We start from the raw sequence: 24,333 nt of genomic DNA on the forward strand, positions 1-24,333 counted from the left end.
CTTCGCTTTTCAAACCAGAGTTTTTCATTTTTAAGTGCTTTTCTGATGGAGTTGAATTGTTCAATGAAATGTTTCCCAAGGTTGAACAGCCTGAATTCCTTGGCATGGGCATCTCCAGTCAGCATCCAGTGAAAATAGTAGGATCGGCGCTCATCTTCAGTTCTTTTCTCCTGCCATGCATAGATTTTTTCAGAGTATTTTAACCGTAATAGCACTCCCGGGATTGAGGCAGCAATCATTATAATGGGTAGAATGGGGTTGAATAAAAACAGCAGCCAGAACACAGCAACAAAAGAAGCACCGCTCTGGCCTGCGGTAAATAGACCGTTCACAATGCTTGTGGGTCTGTATGGCCCCTCTCTCTGGGCTCTGAAAAGTGTATCTCTATACTCTGGAGATTCGTAATAGGCAAGATCAGCCTGTACTGATTTTTCATGCAGCATAGAGAACATATAATCCGTAACGATAAGGGATTGCGCTTTTTTAATATAGTCAGTTAAAAAATTAAAAAACGCAGTTAAAAGTCCGACCCCGCAGGCTATTACAATATACAGGAGCGGCTTTGAAAAATCATGATCAAACAGGCGTATTCCCTGGTTAAACTCAAGGCCTGTAACAGCATCAATAATGAGTTTTATCAGGTATAAAGAAATAAGAGGGAGTATGCCAAGAACAACCACCACAAGCCCTGAAAGTATTGAATATAAAGGGGAAGCCTGCCAAACAAATTTTAGAGCCCTGTCAATTCGGATGGCATTTTTAAGTTTTGTATTTAAGGAGTTTGGATTCATCAGGAATGATTATACATAAAACAAAAAAAAAAGACAGGGAGTATTCCACTCCCTGCCTTTCTTAAGTTATTCAATATATTTTTTTATTGCATATGTCTTTTTCTTCCGGCCACATAAAGTCCAAGCAGGCCAAATCCAAGAAGCAGTATGCTGGCAGGTTCTGGAACTGGATTGGTGGTAATCATATCTTGAATTTGCTGATCGTCAAAATGAACTATTTTATAATTGGAGCTATCAAAGCCTGATGAAGGATAGTTTGCATTAAATAAAGCTATGTATTGATTATACCAATCATATGGGTCATTTTGAGTTGTGCTGTGCCATGGAACAAATCTATCAAACCCACTTCCTGTAGAACCATAAACAAGGTCCCACACAGCAAGCTGAATGCCTGCATTTTCATTGACGGTATTGGTATTAGTCCAGAATTCATCCAAAATCCATGCAGCCTTTCCCATATTATCAGTGGTTATATCCACTAAATTGGCAGAACCGCTCCCGGCGTCAGTGTTAAGATCAATACAAAATCCATAGGAATTATATAAAATAGGGCTGGTTTCATTTACACTAAAATCAAGATTGAATTCTCCAGAATACGTAAAATCATATGTGTAAGATCCATCTAAGGAAGTGTGCGGATCATCAAATACACCATCTCCATTGCTATCAAAATGGAAATAAGTCCCTACAAATCCAGTTGCTGGTAAGGCATCAGGTGTGACTTTTACATAAAGTGCAAAACAATTATTTGCAAAGAACATTAAAAACAAAAGTGATAAAAACAGTATTTTTTTCATTTAGGCCTCTTATTTTTTTAAATTAAAAGTAATAGTAAGCATAATAACCATTATGGAGGTGGTGGTGGGGGAGGGGGCTCTCCAGGGTCTCCACTAACATTTAGAGTCATGACATGTTCTTTTACACTACCTGAAAATATAATGGTAATTTCAGGCTTTACCCATTCTTTTTTTTTATTTTTATCCATTGTAGTTACCCCCTTAATTAATAAAATAAATTTAAATAAAGCAATTAGCATGCCATTATGTTAATCAGATCGTTTTTCTTGTTGCGATTTAAAAATATCCTCTACACAAAAAACAAATTTTTACAACATTCTACACTTATTTTATTAAACATTCTATTTTTTTCAAGAATTTATTTAAATAAAATATTAATCCAATAGCAGAAAAAGCAGTCAATACCCTTTTAAAAGGAGAAGAAATCAGGTTTTTTTTTATAAAAGAATTTCCATTGATCTGGGAGACATAACCAATAATACAATTTATTCCATGAACAATATCATTATTAAAACAATTATCACCTTTTGCAATAAAGCTGTTTCCTGAAATTTTCATAATCCGGTGAATAATTAGTTTGTCTGTTACTGAATTCAAATATGCCACAATATCTCCAGGCACGGGATATAGATCAATGTAAGGTGAAATGGTGATCGTATCCCCTTCTTTGATAAAGGGTTTCATACTGTGGCCTTTTGCTTTAAATTTAATTTTTTTTCTTTTTTGAGTGAATTCTTTGACAAGCTTTCCAAGGGATCTACTTGAAAGGTTCAATACTCCATGATCCTTAACAATGGAACAGGTATCAGGCGATTTATTTTTCAACAACCAACTCTTTTGTTATCAGTTCCTTTAAAATATCCAATACATCATTTTTAATTTGGTCATAAGAAGTGTTAAATTCCTTTGCAAGTTCATGTATGACATCATCAAGTATAGTTTCTCCATCAAGTTTTTCCCAGAGGGCAGCACCGGTTTCATTCAAGGCGTACATCTCAGAATCCAGATTCCCCACACCGGAGATCATGGGAACAATTACAAGCTCACCCTCAATCTTTCTTGCTATAACCTCTTTTGAAACACAGTAATATGACTGGCAATTGATGATCATGTTTTTTCCCCTAATAATTTTTTTTATCTATGATTGATAGTTCTCCATTAAGTTGCATATTTTATCACAAATATCACCATCCAGATTGAATTTTAAAGTGTAACAGTCGATCTGTTGAATGATTTCTTCAAGAATTGTAAAGGTTGCATCCCAGCCGTTTGGAGTTAAAAAAGGCTTTACAATAGATTGAAAAAGATCAAGACTAAGTGTTTTTTTATCTTCAATTTTTAAGATAGTATTATTTTTTGCCTGCTCAAGAAAAAAGATAGCTTTTAGGGGAACTGATGTCGATGATACATCCGGAACTGTGCCATGGCACCAATGACCGTGAATCCAAAAATCATTTTTAAAACATTTAACGAACATTCTATCATCACATAGGATTTCAAATCCTTTTTGTTTCAACATTTGAGATAAGGTGCTTTTTCCAGCTCCTGAATCTCCAGTCAACAAAATACCTTTCCCGCTAATATTAAATCCATTTGAGTGAATAATCAGCCCTTTTCTATCGCTTAAAATTTTGGCAAAAAGCACCTGATCGGTATTAAAGAGCGTTAAAGCACTAAACTGAGCATTTTTATAATATTCTTCGGAAATTGCATCTGAATAAATATCTACGACGGTATGATCTTCACTAAATTTACCAATTGCCGGATGACCTGGGTCTTCGGATAGAACAGGTGTATATTTATAGATCCATGAATCCTGTGTTTTAAAAATATGCCATTGATTCTTATTATAGATTTCAGTTTTTTTAGAACAAGATGAATCAAGAGTATCAGGCAGATAAAAATGATGATTTAATATAATGTTGTCATTCCCTAAACCATCAGTCTCAAAAAGCTTGAATTTCGGATGAAAGGTTTTCTCTGAAATGGGGTAATTAGAATTTACCTGAACAGTGATGCCGGCAACTTTATAATATTTGGTATAGGTTTTCATTTCTTCTCTTTTAGTCAGCATTTTTCTATCCCAATCCAAGAGTTTTTATCCTTTCAGAAATCATCAAGCTCGCTTTTTTTTTCATATCATCGGGCATACTGCTGCAGTTGATTAAATCAATTAACATTGATTCTTTTTTTTTGACAGTGTTGATAAATGTTGTGACTGGCTTTTCTCTTAAGCCCAGTCTATTTCCTAAAGCCTTGAAATCATATCCTGTATAAAAGCCATATTTTTCATAAGCTTTTGAGAATAAGCCGTTTCCCTCATTTTCAAGCAGATCCAGAGCCAGGAAGCCTGAACCGGAAACATTGTCAAATGCATTGGTAAAAAGAGAGTCATAATTGGGTGCCAAACGATCATAATACAGCCTGGTATTTTCCGGCAATTTTTGCAAACTTATATTTTTTAAGTGCAGGTCATCATTGCCAATAATATAGGCATGGACGACACGACAAAAAAAATCAAAGACAACCGATGCTTTGCCATTTGCCATGAGATTTATGAGTTTTCCGGCCTTTTCATAACTGTATGCATATTTATCCTCACTTTTCATTCCAAAGCCTTGAACAAGATCTTCCTGATGGATCTTACCATCACCTTTGCGATCAAACCGTTTTGTAATATAGACAAGCTCGCCATCAGAAAATGAGATCAAAGCGCAAAGTGCGGTTTCAATTCCAAGCATTCGGCTTGTTAACATTGCACAATGCTCGTTTTCCGAAGCATGGGGAAAAGCTTCAGGGCTGGGTTTAAGAATATATTCTCCTTCGGTAGAAGTCATTTCCAGTTCTTTGTTTGAATTGATTTTTAGAGAAAGTTTTTGCTGTACTCCTGAAATTGACAGGCCTTTGGACTTGGATGTGCTTTGTCTGAAAAAATCCTTCCGTGCAAATGAAAGAGCTGGATTAACTTTAAGGCTTTTAAATAATTTCCTAAATTCAGAATCTAAATAATGGGGATATTTTGATTTGCTTTTAACCGGCTTAAGGCTGATTCTGCAATAATTCATCATTATCCCTTAAAATAGTAACAGCACCAATCATATCTTTCCCATTCTCCAAAATAAGTCGGAATTTATCGTTTTCATCAATTTTTTGAGCTTTGCTTTGTATTTTTTTGAGCCATCCTTCAGAAGCCAGATTGTCAAAAAATGAAAATAAACTGCTGCTTCTGAAAGTCTGTTCCTGTAATGGAAGATTAAAACTTAAGGGGGTTCCAGTGGCAATATATGGCAGATCATAGGTAAAAGTGTATCCGCCTTCGATTTGTTTCAAAATCCCTGCAAATTTTTTATCAAAATAAATTTTGCCTATCCTATCCACAAATTCAGTCCTAATATTTAATCTATAAGAGAGCATTCAACTCTTCAACAGTGAGATGTGCTCATCTCTTCTTAAAGCACGGATGATTTTGTCAGAATCCAGACTTAGTATTTTTCTCATACAGCAATTTCCAGCTCTTCAGCACCTTCAAAAAAAGTTTGATCGTCTTCAACCGGTAATTATCTCATGAAGACCTTCAACTATCAGCTCTAATTCTTTTCCTGATACCTGACCTATTTTCTTCCCAAGTCTTTTATTTGATAACGTTCATGGTTTAGTTGCAAGCTTGTTGATGATTTCATAAATATTTCTGCGGTGCCCAATCGCATATATAATCACCTCTTTATTTCGGTTATCAATTTGATAGATTGCTCGATAGCGTTTTATTCTTAATGATCTAAAGTCGACCAGTTCATCCCGCAACTCCTTTCCAAGATACGGGTTCTCGTATAGTCCTTTTAGTATTGATTTGAGTTGTCTTTTTATAGTTGGGTGCAGATTATTGAACATCAGACCGGCAGTAGGTGTCAATTTGACACGATACATTAAAGGATATCCTCTAAGTCAAGCAAAGGTTTTTTTGCTTGCACCTCTTTTACTGAAGCCCACATCTGTTTCATTATATCTTTGTCTGCCATGATTTCCATAGTCTCGCACATTGCTTCATATTGGTCCATGGACATTATAATGGCCTTTGGTATGCCATTTTTAGTAATCGCTATTGTGTCTTCTCTGTCATCAAAGTTTCGTATCATGTCAAGCAGTTTGGCCTTTGCTTTAGTGACGGCTATGTAACTGTCAATCTGCATGAATGTCTCCTTAAGTTGTTGTTATAATCCTTAAGGTCATTATAATGACCATTATTCAGTGAGTCAAGTGAGTTTGCTTCTAACCTCAGGTTTTCGTTCCGGTTCTTATCTTCCCGATCCAGTCAATACCGCCTTGGCTGTGAGCACCAGGATTTTAAAATCATTAAAAAGTGACCAGTTATCAATATACTTTAAGTCCAGTTTCATCCAGTCTTCAAAACTTAAGTCATTCCGTCTTGGTGCAATCTGCCACAGACACGTCATCCCGGGTTTCATGGACAGCCGCCGTCTGTGCCATACAGAATAGTCATCCACTTCCTTGGGTATTGGCGGCCTTGGCCCCACAAGGCTCATCTCTGTTTTTAAAACATTCAGCAGCTGGGGCAGCTCATCCAGACTGGACTTCCTTAAAAAAGCGCCTATATGGGGAATGATCCTTGGATCATCCTTGATTTTAAAAACCGGTCCATCTGCCTCATTCATCTCAGCAAGTTCTTTCAGCATCTCATCTGCATTTTCAACCATGGTCCTGAACTTATAAACCATGAACCGCCTGCCATTCATGCCCAGACGTTCCTGTTTATACAATGCCGGGCCTCTGGAAAAAAATTTAATAGCCAAGGCAATGACCGATAAAAGCGGCAGCAATAAAAGAGTCAAAAGAATCGCAGCAGCAAAATCAAACGCATGCTTTATCAGCATTTTTCCTTCATTCTGGGGTGTGGATTGAAGGGCCATATTATAAATTCCTAAGAATTCTTCAAACTGGATTGTGGCAACATCCGGTCTATACATCAAATAATGGAGTTCCCAGTCCGGTACAATCCTGACTTTTATCCCCATGCTTTCTGCAAAGGCGATATATCGATCGCCTTTTTTCAATTTTTTCAAAGAAATGGCGAAGATGAGTTCATCAACGATATTGTCTCTAAGATACCCTTCAAGATCCTTTACAAGACCGATGACTTTATGTTCATTGGTTACAATTTCCCCCAGTTTACTTTTATTGATATCAAAGCATCCCAGCACTCTGTATCCGGTGGCCTTGCGCTCCTCCACTGCGTCAATTACCTGGCAGGCTCGGTTACCACTGCCGACAATCAAAACGTTCCTTGTATTGAATCCATCTGTTCTGATTCTTTCCAGGCTTTTGAAAATAATAAACTTGGATAAGGTCAGAAGACAGACATCAAGTATTAGGAAGATCCCTATTAAAAGACGGCTTATCCCCTGGATATGAAAAATATACATGGCAATGCTGACAAAAATCATCCCCATGAAGCAGGATTTTAAAATAACCTTGAAGAAGTCCCAGAACGGTGCTTGGCGGTAGGACATATACATGCCCATCCATTTGAAAGAAATATACCAGGCAATAATAATAAGAAGAAGAATGATATAGTAGTTGGGCTCGATGGAAAGGGTGCTGAATTTTCCCGGCAATAAATTTCTTTTGATAAAATAGGCAGCAATAAATGAAAAAGCCGTGATGCCAATATCAATACCTTTTTGCATATCCAGGGTTAATGAACTGTGTTCCTTAAGCATTTCTTTTGCTAAATCCTTCCTTAATAAGTCTGTATGGCCTTAAAAGATAATATAGAAATAATAAATATGATGGCATAGGATAGTTGACCCATTCCCGGACCGTAGGTTGGAAAAAAATGCGCAGACTATATTTTACAGCATCTAAAAAAGTGTCCCGCACAAAAAAATGAAGACTTGAAAATCGCCAGCTTAGCTTCTCTGAAAACGGTTTTTGATTAAAAAACATTTTTTTTATGACTTGTTTTTCAAGATATTTCACAAACCATGCTCGGTTAATGTGTTGTTCCATACCTTCCGGCAACTCAGCATCGAGGAGGTCCCTTGCAAGGGCAAGTCCAAGATAGAGCATTCTTTTGCATTGCAAGTTTTTTGCTCTTTTATCAAGATTGTTCCAGTCTATAATTTTTCCTGAATTTACAATTTGTCTGATTGCACAGATTAATTCAAGTCTTTCCCAGCAGTGGCTTGAGCTGTGAATGCATAGATAGATTAACATATCTTCAAAATTCAGGGAAGATACTTCTCCTTTATCAAGTCTGACAGTCTCGAGTCTCTGCTGAATATCTTTCAGGTAAAATGGACAAAGGGAATACCTGCCGGTAAGTTCCCAGTGTAGATCAATATTGACAGCTTTGTTTTCATCATGCAGAGAAAAAAAATTTTCATGTTTCAGATATGTGGCCAACTGGTCTTCAGGAATTTGTGTGCCTAAGAAAAAGCCGTTTTCTGATAGAATATCCCGGGCTTTTACTGCATTTTCCGGGGAAACAATGATATCAAGGTCGGAAAAATAGCGAAATCCAATATCACCATATATGGTTTCTGCCTGGACAGGTCCTTTAAAGGGAACTGCCAGGATGCCGGAATGATTGAGAAGACGGATAATCGAGACAAGTCTGGCTGAAAGGACCAGGTTTCTGATGCTGTTTTGTAGAAAGCTTTGTTTTGTTTTTTTTAGTAAATTATCAAGAACTATATAAGACTGAGGACTGAGTTTTGAGGACTGAATTTTGAGGACTGAGTGTATAGTTTTTAAATTTTTGTAAAGGAAAAAGAGGACACCCTGATTTTTAGCAAAATCAAAGACCATATCCCAGTTCACTTTTTTATTTACAAGCAAAGCAAGTTCGGACAATCTACTCTCAGTCGATTTTTTAACTGAACAGCAAAGTACAATCTTATGTTCAAGAGGAATATTAGCAAGCATGGATTTCATACGAATACCGCCATATTAAGGCTTTCCTTTCAACGCTTTTTCATAAACTGCAATTGTCTGGTTTGCAATTTTATCCCAGTTGTATTTATCTTCAATCCGGTGACGTAAATCAAGCTTTTCGGTATCGCTTAGTCTTTTGTTAATGAGCGTTTCCAGTCTGTTTTTCAAATCCAGCATATTACCGGTTTTAAAGTATCGATCTTTTGGCAGTTCAACCGCTTTATTAGCGGGGATGTCAGAAGCAAGAACCGGCAGTTCAAAGCTCATGGCTTCTAATAATGCAATCGGCAACCCCTCATGAAACGAAGGAAGCACAAAAAGCTTTGCGTGGGAATACAATTGTATTAAGGGTTCACCTGTGACATATCCGGGCCATACAATGCGATCATGTTTGTTTATCATATCCTGTAGTTGCCTGCTAAAACTAGTTTCGTAATTGGTATATCCGGCAATTATCAGTTTGCAATCTGTTTTTAATCGGCAAAAGGCTTGCACCAATAAATCCAAACCTTTTTCCGGTTCAACACGAGACACTGCCAATATATATCGCTTTGGTGTCAAGCCCAGCCTTTTCAGATAATCAGTCCGTTTAACTTTTTTTTTCAACCTAACACCATTATATATCATGGTTGTTTTACGATTGTACTGTCTCTTTATTGCATCACGTATGACAGGAGAGATAACAATAATATCTTTAGCCCATTTGACTCCCATCCATTCTCCAAGCCGTAAAGCCCCCCTGGCTACTTTGCCCCATTTAATCCGTTCATAATCCTTTCCATGGTGGGTAATCACTACTTTCATTCCCAACAGACGTGCCAAGGGTGTCATTAAACTCGGTCCAATCGCATGAATATGCAGAATATCAGGATTATGAAACCTTGCTTTTAATACTGCTAAAAATGTGTGGATAATGGTTTCAAGGCTGCTTTTAAGTGGTGCATACAAATGGACAAGATTGACGCCACACCAGTTTTTATCGAAACATTTTACATATGGTTTGCGTGTGGCGACATAAACATCATGGCCTTTTTGAGCGATTAAAGGATAGATATTCTGGCAATGATTTTCAATGCCACCGGGAATATCCGGCATGCCCCTGGTTCCGGTGACAAAAATTTTCATTAAAGCAGGTTCTTTTTAAATAAACGTGCCTGGATGAACTGCCAGGGTAACCAATAAAGAAGCCATAAACCTTGGAAAAAATATCGTTTCCAAAGTCTGGATGGTTCATTTATAATACGATATATCCAGTTTATATGAAGCTTGTAAATCCAGTGACTTGGATAATAATCCACACCATACTCTGAGGTTTGTTCGATATAGCCGCCGCAGGTGAGAATGATTTTGGCGTTCAGCCGTGATTTATTTCTTATACACCATTGATGTTCTTTTGGTACACTTAAGCCAACCATTAAAATATCAGGGGAAAAATGGTTTATCTCATTTATGACATGCTCTTCTTCATCTTTTGTAAAATATCCGTGATGATGATAAGAAATATCCACATTCGGGTATGATTGGTTAACTTGTTTTGTAAATTCCTGTTCTGTTGAATGAGATCCGCCCAAAGCACAGATGCTCCATTTTTTATCTTCTGCCTGACTGAAAATTTCTTTCATTAATATATCTGCACTGATTTGCTTGATTGTTTGCTCTATGCCGACAGCTTTTGCCCAAATGATTGAATAGTATCCGTCAAAGGATATTTTATCAAATTGGGAGAAAAGATTATCAAACTCAACATCATGATTGATTTTATGGAGTATGTTTATATTTAAAGCGGTTATAAACAGCTTGTCATTGTTATTAACTGCCTGATTCATTATAGACATGGTCTCTTTTAAAGTAATCAGGTATTTAGAATTGGGTAAATTACTCATTTTCCAGTTTCCATTCTAAAAGCATATCTCTTTTCAATAATACAGATAGGCTTTTTACATCATCATAATATTCGTTTTTCATCCAGCCGGAAAATTGTATAATCCCCTTTTTTGAAGATAGAGATTCTCTCATGAATTTGTTGATAAGGCTGTTGCGCTGTAAAAATTTAATAGAGTTTTTCAAAGGGGTTTTATAAATCAAATCTCTGATTAAGGTGATAAAAGAAAGGACTGGGCCTTTGTTTGATACTCCGATATTAAACTTATTGTCTGTTTGTGAAGAGATAAAATCTGGGCTGACACCTAAAAAAGAATAAATATCTTTTATGAACTTGAAAGGATCTGTCTGGATGTCTTCATATATTTTTATTAGAAGATTTTTTTTGCCAAAAGTTGCGATGTATGGTTGGAGCTGCTGATAATATTTGCCTCTGTCTATACAATAATCCATATTAGTTTTAACAAATTCATCAAAACTGATATTCCAGTTTCCCTCCCGCAATCCTTTTCCATAACTTGAGTATGCTCTTTCAAGAGGGTTTCGCAGGATAACTATGATTTTGATGATGCCTAAGGTAGTTGATATTTTTTCAGGAGCGTTTGAGTCAACAAAATATTCAGGTGTGATTTCACCTTTCAGGGTTTCTTTGGGTGCATTGTTAAAGTGATTTTTATACCATTCCAGCCCCTTAGTATAATTACCGTCTATTTCACTGAAAAAATTAAGTTCTTTTCTCTGGGGCATGAATATTTCCGGGTGTTCACGTAAATTTTCAAACAACCAGGTTGTTCCGCATCGCTGCGCACCAATGCATAAAAAATCAGGTAGCATAGTTTTCCTTTTGTCCTGTATTAAATTTAATGCCGTATACCTTTATGGTTTAGCTGCAACCAGTATCAAGGTCTGGGCAAAAAATCTAAACGGTGTCTGCTCAATTTTTTTTGTAAATCGATGAAGAAAATGTCCATCTGCTAAGCTATCCAACGGTGGGAACATGTAGCTGTGACCGATATTGGTGAACCCGGCTTCATGAGTGTATTGCTTAAGTTGTTTAATTGTGAAAGCCATGGCATTTGACAATCTGTTGTGTAAGGGCGGATACCATACCAATCCTGGCGCAGTCCATCCAGGAAACCATCGATGTCCTATCTTGTATCCGTGCTGTTCCAACGGCCAGAAGCGATTTGGTGTTGTTAAGGCAAACCACCCACCCTTTTTCAATACCCTGTGAACTTCATTTAATACACTTGCAAGATTATTAACGTGTTCAACTACCTCAATGGCCGTAATTGCATCAAAGGTTTCGTCGTTAAAATCCATTTCATCGGCAGACATATTATAAATATTAATATTATCAAGTTTATTCTCTTGTCGGAAAATTTTCAATCTATCCGGTTCAATGTCTATGGCTTCAACAGATTTAAAACTGGATGCCATGTGCATGGTATATGCCCCGTTACCACAGCCAATGTCTAACAACTTATCCCCATGTATTGGGACAATTTTATTGATAATACCTAATCTTGACGAAATGTTTCTATACCCTTTTGCACTGCCATAAACCGCACCAAAAGAACGGGCTTTATTTAGAAGATTGGTGTTATTATTACTAACCATTTTATATCCTTTCGCTACCGTTTTAATGATTAAAGTTCTCCGGCTTATTTTCTTGTTTTTATTTTTTTGGCAGGTACACCAGCAACAACAGTGTAGGCTTCTACGTTTTTTGTAACAACTGCGCCAGCCGCAATCATTGCTCCGGTTCCCACGGTTACGCCGGGTAATATCAAAGCGTTAGCACCAATCCAGACATCATCACCTATAATTACTGGTTGTCCTCTTACCCCTTGGTTGATCATCAGCGCATTACGTTCTAAATAGTGGTGATTTATTGAATTAATTATTATATTGGGACCCATCATGACATATGATCCGATTACAACATTACCTTTGGCATTGATAATGTTATGGCGGCCGATACTCACTTTTTCCCCGACACTCAATTGCTTTATATGCCATATATGTGTGTGTTCTCTTATAGTTAAATTCCGTCCACACTCTTTCATGAAAAAAGGATAAATATGCCCGCGAATGTATTTACCTATATTCCCTGGTAGAAAACCTAAAATATGTTCAAACCAAAACCAGAGTTCTTTTAAGGCGATATCAGATAATCTCAATATTTTCATAGCAAAAAAACTCCAAAATAAAGGTTTTATTTCATTGTTTCATTAAATATTGTTAAATATTGATGTTTTAGTTGTTGGGGTTTATAATAATCTGGAAGTTTATCAAGTTTCCAGTTTCGCTTTACTAAAAAATTTATAAAATCCTGGCTTGTGCAGCAGATGTTGGAAACAACAGACGGTATTTCACCAACATCGGTTGCTAATACCGGAGTTCCACAAGCCAATGATTCCAAAATAACATTTGGCATACCTTCTGTTTTTGATGGTAGCAGTAATATGTCGGCTGCTTTATAATAAATATGAATATTGTTATATGGTACATTTCCCCATAAAGCTACATTCTTATTTATGCCGGATAATTTTTTGTGATCTGGTCCTTCGCCGATAATACCAAAAAAATAATCATCTCGTTTTGTATTTATTGTTGTTATAATATCAAAAAGCAAATCTGAGCCTTTTAACAGATCCAGTCGTCCTACAAAAAGAACCAGGTTTTTTTCTATGGGAGCATTAATATCTTTTTTAAACTCTGCTTTATTATCAACAGGGAAAAATTTATCAAAATTGACTGGCATTGGTAAAATACGGGCCTGGATATCGGCCTTTTGCTCCACCATTTTTTTCATAATTGGGCCAAGGCAGACAGTCTGAGAAGAATATTTATATGCAAGATGTGCTGAAATTAGAGATGCCAATGCTGGAAGTTTTTTAATAATATTTGTATAGTTTTTATGCCGGTTATAAGTGTCTCCGGTAAATCTCACTATGGTGGGAATATTGAAAATTTTTCCTGCAAAACTGATGATCATACCGTCCCTGTTCGGATTGCTGATGTGTATCATTAGATCCGGTTTGTAATTTTTTATATAAAAAATGCATAGGAATAAATCTTTTATAAGTTTTGGGGCGGGCGCATTTATTGTTTTTAAATCAGGGGTATTATATCCTTTACATAAAAATTGAGGCATTCTGTGTTCTGATACAATATCCATTGTAAATATATCACCTAATAAGTTCTTCCAGTTGCTTAAAACAGTAACAATGTTGATTGATTTATTTCGAGATAAATATTCTGATAAGTTGGAACCAATAAAAATTGCTATTTTTTTTTTCATGTTTTTTCCTGAGTACTCGTAATCACAGCTTTAAGCTTTTCAGCTATTGAGGCAATAGAATAATTATTAGTAATATTATTAATTCCCTTTAAAGCATAACCTTCATAGGCTGAATTATTAAATATTATTGTGTCCAATTGAATTAAAAGGCTGTCTTTATCTTTAAATGGTAACGCAGAACCACTGAATAGCTTTGATAATCCAGGGGAAGCAAAAAACAATACAGGCAGTCCATGCGATTGTGCTTCCAATATCACATTTGGGACAAGATCCATGAAAGACCAATATACAAAAATATCATTAGATTGGTAATAATCATCAATATTTTTTTGAAAACCAAGATAGTCAATCAAGATGTTGGATTTTTTCGGGTTGCAATTTACTGCATTTTTAAGAGACTCGCTGTATTCACCACCCCCTATTATTTGAAAAGAGAAATGGATATTTTTATCTGCGTATTTTTCTGAGTACATCAGAACAGCCTTTATTAATAAAAGAACCCCCTCAAATTTTTCTTTATAATTTAAATTTGCAATTGTTAAAATTCTGATATTTTTTATGTTTTTTATACAATATGATTTTTTATGTGATTTAAGACTTTTTGTCTGAGGGATTATATATACAGGCGATTTTTTTAAAAAATAATATCTTTTACAGGTTAACAGATAATCAGAGACCAGAATATATTCATCACAAAATTTTTGGGCTGTGAATTGTATATTTCTGGTTATGAAATGATAGATCGCCTTAAGATATTGTTTTTTTGTGATTTTAGTATATATCAGACTTTTTGAATTTTCATACAGGTCTCCACCTGTTCGGAGGACAATTAAAGTTTTTGTTTTTACAAAACATCTCAATAGAACAATCCAGACCATATAAAATCCAGGTGTTGATAGTATAATTTTTTTATATTTATTTTTATATAATATTTTTTTTAACTGGATGATTGTTCTTATATCTAGCTGTTTAATAGTTAAAAGCTCAATTTTTACCAGATGATTTAATGATTTTAGCGGTTCAAAAATGAATTTGTATCGCTCTCTTTTTTCATCATCGGTAATTAATAAAATTTTATTTGCTTGCATGTTTGGCATATCGGAATTATTGATGAATAAATTTTTTGTTTTTAATTGTAGTCTGATATTTAAACAGTAAACCTAAATTGATCAAAAGTGGAAACAGGAAGGTGATGTTTGCTATGACGTTTGCCCCTGGTATAATTAATATATTCAGCATACTTAGCAAAAATATAAACCATACTGTTTCAATATAGAATTTTGGAAGATTTTTATTGTTTTGCCTGATTTTTTTCAAACCAACAAAAGTTAAATAGAACATATACAGATATAGAGCAAAAGCAACAAAGCCTTCTTCATATAACAGGCATAATGCAGAAGAAAATGGCACAAGGAGCATAGTAATTGGTATTAATTCAATCTGGTTACCATGAATTTTTAGATAAAGGAACAATTTTTTGTATTTATAATATATTAATTCTCTAGCCTGCAGATCGTCAAGATTAAAAATTATAATATCAGCATTATCAAAATAACCATGACCAAATCCCATAAGAAACGGAGCACAAAAATTTTCTTTAAAAATTACAGGAATATAGTAAATAGTTTTAATTATGGGGTAGTCTATTAAAGGGTATTTCAGAAGATTTTCTATTCTATCAAAACCCTGAATATTAAAACGTAATATAATATATCGGGTTAAAAAGAACAATAGTAGAAAAACTACAATATATAAAATAGATTTTTTCAACTGAATCCGATTATCAAATATGGTATAAGCAAATATGGTGAAAAATAATAAAAATACAAGCTTAACATTGGATGTGTAAAGGAATAGAGTCATTGATAGGACAAAACATAGTAAGGAAATAATATTAGGTTTTTCTTTTAAATAAAAAAAAACTGCAACCATAAAATACAATAATATAATCCCCAAAGTATGTGCTGATCTCATAAAGCCAGTTACCATATCAACCCCATATGTATATGTGAGAATTTGATAAATAGCGATTAATACATTCAAGCCTATGAAAAAAAAGAAGACAAGATTAACTTTAATCATGTTTTGATAAGGATCAGAGGCAAAATAATAGATAATTGTAAATAATATTAAAGGACGATAGAATTTGTATAACAAATCATATGTTTTAAAATTTACTAAATTATTATTAATAATACCGTTTGCGATTTGAGTGCAAGATGCAATCAATAATGCGATGAATAAATATTTCAAAAAAGGAAGTTCAATTTTTTTATGAAAAATATATTTATCTATCAATAGAACTGCAAAAAGAAAAAATAGTATTATTGCTTCAAGATATTTGGTTTCATCAGGCAGAAAATTAAACACAAGACCTGATTCCACATGAATACCAAAAGCCTTTTTCATTGTTAACTTATTTGCATTATCCCAAATAAATGGCCAAGCCATCAAAGCATAAATGATTAAATCTTTTATCTTCCTGAAAATATCTTCGGCTGTCACCATAATTACAGTCAGTTTTTCCTTGTTAACTTAAAAACCGTTTTGTTAATTGGCTTTTTAAAAAATCAAGACCCATCTTTTCTGGGTTGCGTATTGTTATTATAACTACTCCAGTCAAGCTGACCAGATAATATAGCATGGAAATTCCTGCCAAAGAGAAGATACTTTGTATATGTTCTTCTGCCAAAATTTTTAAACCAACTGCAAGGAAAAGACAATAGAGAGCGTAAATAAGCAAGTGCTTATTTAAAAAAGGCAGAGGGATTTTTTTTCTTACTATTTTAAACATGGCTAATTGTTGAAACACTAAGGCAATGCTGCTAGCCAGGGCAGCGCCGGTTAAGCCCATGAAGGGAATAAGTGTAATGTTAAGAATAATGACTATAATAACCGATGCTATGTTGATTTTCATTACAATTTGAGAATTTCCCATGGCAAGAATTATCGCTCCTACAGGACCCAGGGTAGATTGTATGAAAAACCCTACTCCAAGTACAACCAAGGCAATCCAGGCTTTTTGATATGATGCTCCAAACAATAAATCAATGGATGTCTGAGGAAAGAAGATAAGAAATAAAAAAATAGGGAATCCCAATACAAAAAGCCAGTCTCTGGCTAAAATACAAATATTTTTTAATCTCCCCAAATCTCCTTTGCCGTAGAGCTCGGAAATAAGCGGGTTAAAAATCATTGTTACTGCACCCATGAAAATAGTTGGAATCGAAATCAGCGTTGTGGCCACAGAATATAAACCAACTGATGCAGAAGAAAGGAAAAATCCCAGAAGAAAGATATCAGATCTTGAGCGGAGTTGATTTGTAAGATTAAAAATAGATAAGGGGAGTGAAAAATGGGTTATTTTTTTGAAACAATATAATATGTTACCCTTTTTTTTTGAATCAGTTATCTTTTTTATTTCGATGCACAACAAAGTGCCTGCTGTCAAAAACATAACTATAGTACCTAAAACAAAGGTATAAGCTATGTTTTTTGCCTGCAAGTTATAACAATAGTACATGATCAGCACACAAATCAGTGGTACAATGCGCCACAAAATATTATCGGTAATAATCATTAAATGGATTTTTTTTAACCCACGCAAACCCCCATTCATGGTTTTTGTAAGAGCAAAAAAGGGAATTGCAAATGAAAATATTTTTAATATATCAATCAGTTTCTCGTCATGAAAGAAAGATAAGGCAATCTCTTTTGAAAAAAGAAATATAATAATAAAAGTTAAAAAACTAAACACAAATACAGCACCAAGAGCTGATAAAATGCTTGGAACAATATTTTGAAAGTCACCTTTTCCATTATAAAAGGCAATGAATCTGGAGAGACCCTGGAAATATCCCAAACAAGATATGGAAGCAAAGACAACCAATATGCCAAGCCCTATATTAATCAGGCCAAAGTCACCTGGTGTCAAGAGTCGGGCTAAAAGAATTCTGAGTCCGACACCTGCTGTTCTTTGAACGAGGATACCGAGCAGAGAAAAGAGACTACCGATAAGTAATATTTTTTTGGAGTTCATTGGGCATTGATTTTTATGATCGGTTTAAGTGCCACTCAGGCAAATTATAACAAATTGTCAAAGTAATGTTTGGAGCGAAAAAGAGCAAATTAACCACTATATATTTTTAGCGATGATGTTATGATTATTTTAGATAATAGCTAAGTTACCGGAAACACTGTGTACAAATCTATGTTGGATGTTAAAAGCATCACTTATATTTTTAATGCAAAGTTTATTGATCCAAATGCCATTTTTCGGGGAAATATTGTCTATATTTTATTCGATATTTCTCGAAATAATACCAGTATGGTTTTTGGGGATAATGTAGAATAGAATCAGCATTATATTTTATTAAATGATGTTGATCCAATATGTCTTTGATCTCCTTTAGTTCTATGTCATTTTTAATAATGAGATTGATTTTTGGAATAATTTTTTCAAATTCAGGAAGAAAAATATCTTTTGCTTTAATATGTCCTTGTTTTTTTTCGTTTTGTTTTCGTGTTCCAAGACTTCCAAATAAATGATGATGTTCCTTTTCCCAAAAATTTTCTTTGCCGTGAAAATATGGGATATTAATTATAGTACAAAGTCTTTGTAGCATGTCTTCTGGATTTGAAACGAATCTATTATAATTCAATGCGATGAAAGGAAGACTTGTTTGGAAAAACCTTGAGTAATATTTTTTATATGCTTTAATAGCATTCTTAATTGTTCGTCCTCTTTTCCAAAAAGAGTAAATTAGATTAATAGGCTCTTTATATAAAAGAATATTATGTACTATGATATTTTGTGATATGGCCCTTTCATTGCTATCAATTACCCACGGTAAAAATTTTGATGAATCAACAAAAAAGTCATTTTTTAATATCTCAAATGCTTTTTCAAAAAAGTCTTTTTCCTTCAAATGTTTTAACTGTTTCCAAGGGCAATGGGGAGAATCGCATGAGCAGACAATGTTAAAGTGATGCGTACGAAATGGTCTGAACCAAGCATAAATTTCACCTAAAGAGAAGCCATTTTTGTCGTTACCTAAAATGAGATCTATCAACGTTGTTCCTGATCTGCCGGTACCCAATACATTAATTATTTTTGCCATTTTTAATCCTTGGTATTTTGTTAAAAATGTGTGGAATACAGTCTTGTTGTACTGAATTAATTATTTTTTGATTGATCTCTTTATAATACCATAATAACAGTGTGCATCATATAAACCATTGAATAGTTTCCTGCAAACCTCGGCTTAAATCATACCGGGTTGTCCAGTTAAGGATGTCTCGTGCTTTAGAGGTGTCAGAAAAATTTCGCATTACATCTCCGACTTGCTTTTCACCATGTTCTATTTGAATATCTGCAATACCTGCTTTATTCAGAGGCGGAATAAGAATATCAACCATTTCTTTGACGGTGGTTTCTTTATTTGTAGCTATCTGGAATATCTCTCCGCCTATGCCTGGTGTGGTCTGTGCCGCTTTGATGGCATGAATAAGATCATCAATATAGATAAAGTCCCTGGTCTGGGTACCGTCACCATATATCTCAAGGATTTCCCCTGCCATGGCCTTTTTGATGAATTTGGCCACCACAGAATTCTTATGACCGGAGCCCGGGCCATATACGTTGCCAAATCTTAAAGCAATTGTTTCAACTCCAAAAGTTTTATAATAAGCAGAGCAATATCCCTCTCCGGCCAATTTGCTGGCGCCGTAAGGCGAAACAGGATGAGGAGGCAGTTCTTCATGAATTGGTGGTTCGCATTCTCCTGCTGGAGCACCAGAAGAGGCAAAGATAAAGCGTTTGACATTATTGTGTCGGGCTGCCTCCAGCATATTGAAGGTTCCGATAACATTATTTTTCATGTCGGCTTCAGGATCTTCTACTGAAGGGCCAACGCCAGTATTGGCCGCCAGGTGGACAATAACATCCATTCCCTTTGCTGCATTCTGGCAAGTGGCATAGTCTTTTATGTCGCCAACGATGAGTTTTGCTTTATCATCGGTTGAGTTCGTTTCGGTAAAGTCACAAACACAGGATAGATCATCCCGCGTACCCACAGTCAGGTTATCAAGAACACGGATATGGTGTCTGCCCTCTTCCACAAGATTTTTAATCAGACTGGTTCCGATAAATCCGCATCCGCCGGTGATCAGCCATTTGAGTGGTTTGTTTATTGCCATTTTACACCTCTGAATATGGAAGATTTTTTTATTTTGTCTTTATATCTTAACACGGTTTCCATCATCTGGGATAGGATATCTTCTGTCAGATAATGGGGTTTTAATCCAAGGTCGAGAAGTCCTGTGTGCGCAGGATTGTAGTAGTGATCTTCAGCCTCTTTCCTTGGGTTTGGCAGGGGTTTTATCTGGACATCCAGATTGAATCTTTTGCCTGCCTGCTGGATTTTGTCTGCCAGTTGATTAACTGAAAAAGTTTCCACAAACTGATTGAAGATTCTAAGCTCTCCTTTTTTGGCCGGGTTTTCCATGGATAGCTTTACACATTGGAGGGTGTCACGAATATCAAGGTATCCCCTGGTTTGCCCACCTTTCCCATAGACAGTTAATGGGTAGCCTGCTACAGCCTGTACAATGAACCTGTTTACAACAGTGCCGAAAAGTTCATCATAGTTGAAAAAAGGGAACAGGTTTTCATTTCCCTGATTTTCATCGGTATGAAGTCCATACACCGGCCCTTGCATAAGGTCTGTGACTTTAAGGTCCCACATTCTGACGTAAAACCATAAGAGGTCGGTACCCATCACTTTGGTGGTGTGATAAAGACTGCCGGCCTGTCTGGGGTAGAGAAATTTCTGCTTTCTTCCCTTGTGTTCTATGTCGATCCAGCCTTCTTCAATATCTATGTTAGGTGTGCCATATTCGCCCATGGTGCCTATCTTGATGATTTGGGCATCCGAAGCATATTTTTTTACTGCAAAAATAATATTGGTTGTTACGTTAATATTATTTTTTATTGTGAGTGTGGCAGCGTTCCTGTTCAGCATGGAATATGGAGCTGAAGGTTGCTCTGCATAGTGGATAACCGCCTCTGGTTTTGTCTGTATAAAGAGATTGCTGATAAAATCCCATTCGCATAGGTCTCCAATATGGACATCTATCTTGTGGCCGGATATTTCTTTCCAGAGTTTTACACGGTCATGGAGGTTGGGGACGTTAAACAGAGCTTCGGAATCCTCTTCCCTGCAAATATTTCTTCTAAGGTAATTATCGACAACAGCAACCTGGTGCCCACTTGCTGTTAGATTCATGGCTGTAGGCCATCCAAGGTAGCCGTCACCGCCTAATATTAGTACGCGCATTTAAATTCTCCAGTGGTTGATTAAAATTATGGCCAGTATCTTTCATCAGGATGTGAGGCATCCAAACATTCTTCAAGAAGTTTGTTTGTGAGTAGAAAATTCCTGAGTTCTTCTTTTGTCAATTTTGATTCATTAGCAGAGTTGTATGGGTTTGACACCATATCGCTTACTATATCATTATATGTATAGTCTGCCTTGTTATAAAGGCTTTCAAAGGCTGGTTTTACTGCAAAGTAATTTTTCAACTCCAATGCTCTTCTCGTTTCTTCCTGGCTCATGAGTTCTTCATAAAGTTTTTCACCGGGTTTGGTTCCAATTATTTTCATGTCAATATCTTTGGGATTATGACCAAACACCGGAGCGAGATCTTCAATCATGACTTCAGCAAGATCCTTAATTCGGATCACCGGCATTTTTGTAATGAATACAAATCCACCAAGAGCAATTTTAGCTGAGTCGATTACAAGCTGCACGGCATCTTTAATACTCATGATAAATCGTGTCATTTCAGGATCGGTCAGGGTGACAGGGCCGCCTTTTTTAATTTGTTCTTTAAAGATGGGAATAACTGATCCCCTAGAGCCCAGGACATTACCGAATCGTGTGGAGGCAAATATCGTGGTTGCATCTCTCTGGTTACTGTTTGCGGCCGTAAAGATCCGTTCGCCCATGAGTTTAGATGTCCCCATGACATTGGTGGGATTGACTGCTTTATCTGAACTTGTGAAAATAACCCGCTTGACATTGCAAGCTGAAGCAGCGTTTATGATATTTTTAACTCCAAGAATATTGGTTTGTATGGCTTCAAATGGATTCCTTTCGCATAATACCACATGTTTGAGGGCGGCTGTGTGAAAAACAATATCAATGTCCTGCATCATTCTGATAAGTTTTTCGCAGTCCCTGATATCAGCCAGAGCAAATTTGGTATTGTCATGTTTTAAATATTTTTGCTCCAGAAAGAAAAGTTCGCTTTCATTGTTGTCTATTCCGACAACTTCCAGTGCATTGTAGTCTTCAAGGAGCTGTCTTGTCAACTCGCTGCCTATGGTCCCGCAAGCTCCGGTTATCAAAATTCTTTTTTGCTTTAAAAATTGTTTCATGCTTAACCTCTTGTTGAAAATTTATTATTTATTATCGTTCAATTAATATTTTAAATAACAAAACGATATCAGTTTTATTTACTGGATTGTTCAAGAATCTTATAATTACTTCAGTCATAGTTACAATTAACCCACTCCATAAAGCTTTTATCCATAATTTTCCGCCACCACTTCTTATTTTCTAAAACCCAGTCAAGGGTTTTTTTGATACCGGTTTCAAAGGATTCTCTGGGAGAATACCCAAGGTCTGAAGTTATTTTTTCAGCATTGATGGCATAGCGGCGGTCATGACCTAATCTGTCCTTAACATGGGTAATGAGGGTTTCAGGATGCTTACCTTGCGATGAAGGACAATTTGAAAATGTTTTTACGAGATCCTTATTTTTTGAAAATTTGTTATAGATTAGATCACAGGCAAGCTTAACAATATCAATGTTTGTCCATTCGTTGTTTCCGCCTATGTTATAGGTTTCTCCAATTTTGCCTTTCTCCAGAATCAGATCAACACCTAAGTTGTGGTCATCCACATAAAGCCAGTCACGGATTTGTTTCCCGTCTCCATAAACTGGTAGAGGCTTTCCATTAAGGATATTGGTTATTATTAGTGGAATTAATTTTTCAGGAAACTGGTAGGGTCCGTAATTGTTGGAACAATTGCTGATGGTTACCTGTAATCCGTAAGTTTTGTGATAGGCCCTAACCAGATGATCTGATGCTGCTTTGCTTGCAGCATAAGGTGAATTGGGAGCATAAGGTGTTGTTTCTGTAAAGGGGGGATCATTTGGTTTTAAAGATCCATATACTTCATCGGTTGAGATGTGATGAAAACGATGGTTTTGGGGTTTATCATCCAGCCAGATTTTTTTTGCTGCTTTGAGAAGAGTATGGGTGCCTACAATATTGGTATTGATGAATTCATCAGGGCCATGTATGGATCTGTCCACATGGGATTCAGCAGCAAAATGTACTATGGTATCAATTTTGTGGTGTATAAGCAGTGATTCAACAAGGGTTTCATCCAGAATATTGCCATGGACAAATTCAAATTTTGGATTTTTTTGGGCTTCTGATAAATTTGCCTTGTTTCCGGCATAGGTTAATGCATCTAACACAACAATATGGTCTTCCGGATATTTGTTTAACCAGTAATAAACAAAATTTGTGCCTATGAACCCTGCACCACCTGTAACAAGAAGATTTTTCATTGGAGAAGTTCCTTTAACATAGATCGAAGTTGAATAAACCATGCGGCGTAGTCGGCTGCTTCGTTTTAAATAATTGGGATACCTTTATTTTGTATCTCTGAAAAAAAGAGAGAGGGGTCAACCAAAATATCGTCCATGGAAAAAGGATGCACTTCTAATTTTAAATCAATCGCTCTTCTATACTTGCTTATTTTTTGAACATCATAAAAAGGTATCCCGGTGAAATCTTTTGAAACAATAGCAATATCAATATCACTATTTTCATGAGTTACCCCCTGTATAGCAGAACCAAATACATATGCTTTAAAAACCTCAATGCCATTTAAATTCAACAGCTCTATAAGTTTCTTTGCCTTATTTAATGCGTTATTTTTTGTAGAAGACATTTGTAAATTTCCTTTATCTGGCGGAAATATTTTTCTGTGAACTCAGCGGTACACAGTTTGTAAAATTTTAATTTTTCATCCGGATATCGTGTTGAAATATTAAAAGTGTTCACTGCATCTAAAAACTTAAGTGTTTCTTCTCCAAGCTTAATTTTTGCCATATTTGCCATTCTAACCAAATCGTGAATACGTGGAGCCATTTTACTAATATTTTGAACATAAAGAGCTTTAAATGTTTTTCCAGAACTAAATATGCAAGAAATAGACACCAATCATATTTCTCATTTTGAAAAAGTGTTTGAGCAGCATCCAAATCATGTTTAGCCGATGCTATCCAATAATCTATTTGTCTCTGCTTGACATTTTTTTTTAAGGTATCAGTCATTTTTTCTATCAATTAGAATTGATTTTAGGATATCAAAATTATTCATTATAGTCAAAGGTGTTGAAACTGGTACCTTTCAGAATGATTGATGTTGTGAATGTGTGAGAGCTTTTCAAACCCACTCACACACATTCATGGCTCAATTATTCTGGGGTAAATAGTTTCATTTTTTTAACATATTGAAAGTTGA

The 24,333-nt window shown here is 35.6% G+C and carries 27 protein-coding genes and 1 pseudogene; all 28 read right to left on the minus strand.

The window, feature by feature from the left end; translation table 11 throughout:
• The coding region (locus K8S13_RS11095; RefSeq protein ID WP_291462512.1) for a hypothetical protein at positions 1-791 on the minus strand (791 nt) is incomplete at its 3' end.
• 83 nt (positions 792-874) lie between these two features.
• Positions 875-1,588 carry a PEP-CTERM sorting domain-containing protein gene (locus K8S13_RS11100; protein WP_291462513.1) on the minus strand — a complete coding sequence of 238 codons (714 nt, stop codon included), beginning with the start codon at positions 1,586-1,588 and terminating at the stop codon, positions 875-877.
• A 50-nt stretch (positions 1,589-1,638) separates the two neighbouring features.
• On the minus strand, positions 1,639-1,776 hold the full coding sequence (locus K8S13_RS11105; protein ID WP_291462514.1) for a hypothetical protein: 138 nt from the start codon (positions 1,774-1,776) through the stop codon (positions 1,639-1,641).
• Between the two features lie 136 nt (positions 1,777-1,912).
• Entirely contained in the window at positions 1,913-2,413 is a 501-nt protein-coding gene (locus tag K8S13_RS11110) for a S24/S26 family peptidase (RefSeq protein WP_291462515.1), read from the minus strand.
• Positions 2,403-2,699, minus strand: coding sequence for a PqqD family protein (locus tag K8S13_RS11115; RefSeq protein ID WP_291462516.1), 297 nt, complete (start codon positions 2,697-2,699; stop codon positions 2,403-2,405). Before K8S13_RS11115 ends, K8S13_RS11110 begins: the two co-directional genes overlap by 11 nt.
• 27 nt (positions 2,700-2,726) lie before the next feature.
• The gene (locus tag K8S13_RS11120; protein WP_291462517.1) at positions 2,727-3,662 is read right to left on the minus strand and encodes a hypothetical protein; all 936 of its coding nucleotides are present in this window, start codon (positions 3,660-3,662) and stop codon (positions 2,727-2,729) included.
• Between the two features lie 4 nt (positions 3,663-3,666).
• Positions 3,667-4,656 (minus strand): type II toxin-antitoxin system HipA family toxin, encoded by a 990-nt coding sequence (locus K8S13_RS11125; protein ID WP_291462518.1) that lies wholly within the window; start codon positions 4,654-4,656, stop codon positions 3,667-3,669.
• On the minus strand, positions 4,628-4,966 hold the full coding sequence (locus K8S13_RS11130; RefSeq protein ID WP_291462519.1) for a HipA N-terminal domain-containing protein: 339 nt from the start codon (positions 4,964-4,966) through the stop codon (positions 4,628-4,630). Before K8S13_RS11130 ends, K8S13_RS11125 begins: the two co-directional genes overlap by 29 nt.
• A 267-nt stretch (positions 4,967-5,233) precedes the next feature.
• The gene (locus K8S13_RS11135) at positions 5,234-5,512 is read right to left on the minus strand and encodes a type II toxin-antitoxin system RelE/ParE family toxin (RefSeq protein ID WP_291462520.1); all 279 of its coding nucleotides are present in this window, start codon (positions 5,510-5,512) and stop codon (positions 5,234-5,236) included.
• Complete coding sequence (locus K8S13_RS11140) at positions 5,512-5,775, minus strand: type II toxin-antitoxin system Phd/YefM family antitoxin (RefSeq protein WP_291462521.1); 264 nt, start codon at positions 5,773-5,775, stop codon at positions 5,512-5,514. The genes K8S13_RS11135 and K8S13_RS11140 overlap by 1 nt, the downstream gene beginning before the upstream one ends.
• Positions 5,776-5,880: 105 nt before the next feature.
• Positions 5,881-7,323 (minus strand): sugar transferase, encoded by a 1,443-nt coding sequence (locus tag K8S13_RS11145; RefSeq protein ID WP_291462522.1) that lies wholly within the window; start codon positions 7,321-7,323, stop codon positions 5,881-5,883.
• The gene (locus K8S13_RS11150) at positions 7,316-8,539 is read right to left on the minus strand and encodes a nucleotidyltransferase family protein (protein ID WP_291462523.1); all 1,224 of its coding nucleotides are present in this window, start codon (positions 8,537-8,539) and stop codon (positions 7,316-7,318) included. The genes K8S13_RS11145 and K8S13_RS11150 overlap by 8 nt, the downstream gene beginning before the upstream one ends.
• Positions 8,540-8,554: 15 nt before the next feature.
• Positions 8,555-9,664, minus strand: coding sequence for a glycosyltransferase family 4 protein (locus tag K8S13_RS11155; RefSeq protein ID WP_291462524.1), 1,110 nt, complete (start codon positions 9,662-9,664; stop codon positions 8,555-8,557).
• Positions 9,664-10,422, minus strand: coding sequence for a WecB/TagA/CpsF family glycosyltransferase (locus K8S13_RS11160; RefSeq protein ID WP_291462525.1), 759 nt, complete (start codon positions 10,420-10,422; stop codon positions 9,664-9,666). The genes K8S13_RS11155 and K8S13_RS11160 overlap by 1 nt, the downstream gene beginning before the upstream one ends.
• Entirely contained in the window at positions 10,415-11,254 is an 840-nt protein-coding gene (locus tag K8S13_RS11165; protein ID WP_291462526.1) for a sulfotransferase domain-containing protein, read from the minus strand. Before K8S13_RS11165 ends, K8S13_RS11160 begins: the two co-directional genes overlap by 8 nt.
• Positions 11,255-11,296: 42 nt before the next feature.
• Complete coding sequence (locus tag K8S13_RS11170; protein ID WP_291462527.1) at positions 11,297-12,040, minus strand: bifunctional 2-polyprenyl-6-hydroxyphenol methylase/3-demethylubiquinol 3-O-methyltransferase UbiG; 744 nt, start codon at positions 12,038-12,040, stop codon at positions 11,297-11,299.
• Positions 12,041-12,084: 44 nt separating this feature from the next.
• A complete protein-coding gene (locus K8S13_RS11175; RefSeq protein WP_291462528.1) occupies positions 12,085-12,612 on the minus strand; it encodes a DapH/DapD/GlmU-related protein in 528 nt (175 codons plus the stop codon).
• Between the two features lie 26 nt (positions 12,613-12,638).
• Positions 12,639-13,727, minus strand: a complete 1,089-nt coding sequence (locus K8S13_RS11180) for a glycosyltransferase family 4 protein (RefSeq protein WP_291462529.1) — start codon at positions 13,725-13,727, stop codon at positions 12,639-12,641.
• Positions 13,724-14,824: a glycosyltransferase gene (locus K8S13_RS11185; protein ID WP_291462530.1), complete on the minus strand. Its 1,101-nt coding sequence runs from the start codon at positions 14,822-14,824 to the stop codon at positions 13,724-13,726. The genes K8S13_RS11180 and K8S13_RS11185 overlap by 4 nt, the downstream gene beginning before the upstream one ends.
• Before the next feature lie 7 nt (positions 14,825-14,831).
• Entirely contained in the window at positions 14,832-16,235 is a 1,404-nt protein-coding gene (locus K8S13_RS11190) for a hypothetical protein (protein WP_291462531.1), read from the minus strand.
• Positions 16,236-16,257: 22 nt separating this feature from the next.
• Complete coding sequence (locus K8S13_RS11195) at positions 16,258-17,766, minus strand: flippase (protein ID WP_291462532.1); 1,509 nt, start codon at positions 17,764-17,766, stop codon at positions 16,258-16,260.
• Positions 17,767-17,980: 214 nt separating this feature from the next.
• Positions 17,981-18,847, minus strand: a complete 867-nt coding sequence (locus tag K8S13_RS11200) for a hypothetical protein (RefSeq protein ID WP_291462533.1) — start codon at positions 18,845-18,847, stop codon at positions 17,981-17,983.
• Positions 18,848-18,953: 106 nt separating this feature from the next.
• Positions 18,954-19,925 carry an NAD-dependent epimerase/dehydratase family protein gene (locus K8S13_RS11205; RefSeq protein ID WP_291462534.1) on the minus strand — a complete coding sequence of 324 codons (972 nt, stop codon included), beginning with the start codon at positions 19,923-19,925 and terminating at the stop codon, positions 18,954-18,956.
• The gene (locus tag K8S13_RS11210; protein ID WP_291462535.1) at positions 19,916-21,064 is read right to left on the minus strand and encodes an NAD-dependent epimerase/dehydratase family protein; all 1,149 of its coding nucleotides are present in this window, start codon (positions 21,062-21,064) and stop codon (positions 19,916-19,918) included. The genes K8S13_RS11205 and K8S13_RS11210 overlap by 10 nt, the downstream gene beginning before the upstream one ends.
• A gap of 26 nt (positions 21,065-21,090) precedes the next feature.
• Complete coding sequence (locus K8S13_RS11215; protein ID WP_291462536.1) at positions 21,091-22,167, minus strand: SDR family NAD(P)-dependent oxidoreductase; 1,077 nt, start codon at positions 22,165-22,167, stop codon at positions 21,091-21,093.
• A 110-nt stretch (positions 22,168-22,277) separates the two neighbouring features.
• The gene (rfbB, locus tag K8S13_RS11220) at positions 22,278-23,372 is read right to left on the minus strand and encodes a dTDP-glucose 4,6-dehydratase (protein WP_291462537.1); all 1,095 of its coding nucleotides are present in this window, start codon (positions 23,370-23,372) and stop codon (positions 22,278-22,280) included.
• A 65-nt stretch (positions 23,373-23,437) separates the two neighbouring features.
• Positions 23,438-23,758, minus strand: a complete 321-nt coding sequence (locus K8S13_RS11225; protein ID WP_291462538.1) for a nucleotidyltransferase domain-containing protein — start codon at positions 23,756-23,758, stop codon at positions 23,438-23,440.
• Positions 23,731-24,143 (minus strand): annotated as a pseudogene (locus tag K8S13_RS25700) (HEPN domain-containing protein). The gene K8S13_RS11225 and the pseudogene K8S13_RS25700 overlap by 28 nt, the downstream one beginning before the upstream one ends.
• Positions 24,144-24,333 lie beyond the last annotated feature (190 nt).

It is taken from the genome of Desulfobacula sp., assembly GCF_021107415.1.